This is a genomic window from Streptomyces sp. NRRL S-244, from assembly GCF_000717915.1.
Lineage (GTDB): Bacteria > Actinomycetota > Actinomycetes > Streptomycetales > Streptomycetaceae > Streptomyces.
Genome location: NZ_JOCX01000060.1, coordinates 1 through 2,611, shown reverse-complemented (window position 1 = coordinate 2,611; position 2,611 = coordinate 1). Strand labels below are relative to the sequence as shown.

Here is a 2,611-nt window from a genome sequence, read left to right as displayed (position 1 = left end):
GCCACCGCGCTGGTCGGTCTCCAGGAAGGCCTGATCCAGAAGGAACTGGGCGCGACCGCGATCAAGCCGCAGTCCTTCAACGCCGGCCCGTCCGAGATCGAGGCGCTCAACGGCGGCTCGCTCGACATCGGGTTCATCGGGCCCTCGCCCGCGATCAACGGCTATGTGAAGTCCAAGAGCTCCAACCTGCGGATCATCTCCGGCTCGGCGTCGGGTGGTGTGAAGCTGGTGGTGAACCCGGACAAGATCAAGACCCTGGACGACCTCAAGGGCAAGAAGATCGCCACCCCGCAGAAGGGCAACACCCAGGACGTCGCGTTCCTCAACTGGATCGCGGAGAAGGGCTGGAAGGTCGACCCGGAGTCCGGCAAGGGCGACGTCTCCGTGGTCCGCACGGACAACAAGGTCACCCCCGACGCCTTCAAGCAGGGCTCCATCGACGGTGCCTGGGTGCCCGAGCCGACCGCGTCCAAGCTGGTCTCCGACGGCGCCACGGTCCTCCTCGACGAGACCGGTCTGTGGCCCGAGAAGAAGTTCGTGATCACGAACGTCATCGTGTCGCAGAAGTTCCTCAAGGAGCACCCCGACGTCGTCGAGGCCGTCCTGGCCGGCACGGTGAAGACCAACGAGTGGATCAACGCCAACCCGGACAAGGCCAAGGCCTCCGCCAACGCCAAGCTCGCCGCCGAGGGCGGCAAGCCGCTAGACGCCAAGGTCATCGACCCGGCCTGGAAGAGCATCCTGGTCACCGACGACCCGCTGGCCACCACCCTGAAGACCGAGTCCGACTGGGCGGTCAAGGCCAAGCTCATCGAACAGCCCGACCTGAGCGGCATCTACGACCTGACGCTCCTGAACAAGGTCCTCAAGGCCGCCGGCAAGCCCGCGGTCTCCGACGCCGGCCTCGGCGCCAAGTAACCCCAGTCCGCACACAGGAATCCCAGGAGGTGACGACCATGGCCACCACACTCGCCACAGCTGTTGAAGACACCACCGCGGTGACTCATGCCGCCCGCATCGAGCACGTCTCGAAGTCCTTCGCCGGCCCGGCCGGATCGCAGCTCGTCCTGGACGACATCAGCCTCGATGTCGCACCCGGCGAGTTCGTCACCATCCTGGGAGCCTCGGGATGCGGCAAATCCACCCTGCTCAACCTGGCCGCCGGACTCGACCAGCCCACCACCGGCACCATCACCACCGCCGGCCGGCCCGCCCTGATGTTCCAGGAACACGCCCTGTTCCCCTGGCTGACCGCGGGCAAGAACATCGAACTCGCCCTGCGCCTGCGCGGAATCCCCAAAAGCGACCGGACACCGGAAGCCGAACGCCTCCTGGAACTCGTCCGCCTCGGCGGCGCCCACAACAAGCGCGTCCATGAACTGTCCGGCGGTATGCGCCAGCGCGTCGCCCTGGCCCGCGCCCTCGCCCAGGACAGCCGCCTGCTGTTGATGGACGAACCCTTCGCCGCCCTGGACGCCATCACCCGTGACGTGCTGCACGGCGAACTCACCCGCATCTGGGCCGAGACCAACCTCTCCGTCCTGTTCGTCACCCACAACGTCCGCGAGGCCGTGCGCCTCGCCCAGCGCGTGGTCCTGCTCTCCTCACGCCCCGGCCGCATCGCGAAGGAATGGACCGTGGACATCCCCCAGCCGCGCCGCATCGAGGACGCGGACGTCGCCGAACTGTCCGTCGAGATCACCGAACACCTGCGTGGGGAGATCCGCCGCCATGGCCAGCACTGACACCAAGCCGAACACGGACGACCTCGCCGGCCTGGAAGCCGGCCTCGACGCCCTCGACGCCGTCCACACCCACCGCACCCCCGCGCGTGAGGTCCTCGTCAAAAAGGTCCTCCCGCCCGCCCTGGCCATCGGCCTCGTCCTGCTGGTCTGGCAGATCCTGGTCGCCCTGCACGTCACCGAGGAGACCAAACTCCCCGCACCGTCCGCGGTCTGGGACAGCCTGTCCGACATGTGGCTCAAAGGCACCCTGATCGACGTCATCTGGACCAGCGTCTCCCGCGGCCTGCTCGGCTTCCTCCTCGCCCTCGCCATCGGCACCCCCCTCGGACTCCTCGTCGCCCGCGTCAAGTTCGTCCGCGCCGCCATCGGCCCCATCCTCCAAGGCCTGCAATCCCTGCCCTCCGTCGCCTGGGTACCCCCCGCCGTCCTCTGGTTCGGCCTCAACGACGCCATGATGTACACCGTCATCCTGCTCGGCGCGGTCCCCTCCATCGCCAACGGCCTCGTCTCCGGCATCGACCAGATCCCCCCGCTCCACCTCCGCGCCGGCCGCACCCTGGGCGCCACCGGCCTCCAAGGCGCCCGCCACGTGATCATGCCCGCCGCCCTCCCCGGCTACCTCGCCGGCCTCAAGCAGGGCTGGGCCTTCTCCTGGCGCTCCCTCATGGCCGCCGAAATCATCGCCAGCTCCCCCGACCTCGGACTCGGACTCGGCCAACTCCTCGAAAACGGCCGCAACAACATCGACCTCCCCGGCGTCTTCCTCGCCATCACCCTCATCCTCGTCGTCGGCATCGCCATCGACCTCCTCATCTTCAGCCCCATCGAACGCCACGTCCTGCGCAACCGCGGCCTCCTGGTCAAGA

Annotated in this window: 3 protein-coding genes; all 3 read left to right on the top strand. The window is 68.0% G+C overall.

The features are described from left to right. The coding region (locus IF02_RS0131940; RefSeq protein WP_030163302.1) for an aliphatic sulfonate ABC transporter substrate-binding protein at positions 1 to 918 on the top strand (918 nt) is incomplete at its 5' end. A gap of 38 nt (positions 919 to 956) precedes the next feature. Further along, complete coding sequence (locus IF02_RS0131935) at positions 957 to 1,745, top strand: ABC transporter ATP-binding protein (RefSeq protein ID WP_030163301.1); 789 nt, start codon at positions 957 to 959, stop codon at positions 1,743 to 1,745. Beyond that, a partial coding sequence (locus IF02_RS0131930; RefSeq protein WP_030163298.1) for an ABC transporter permease occupies positions 1,732 to 2,611 on the top strand: 880 nt, incomplete at its 3' end. The genes IF02_RS0131935 and IF02_RS0131930, both read left to right, overlap by 14 nt.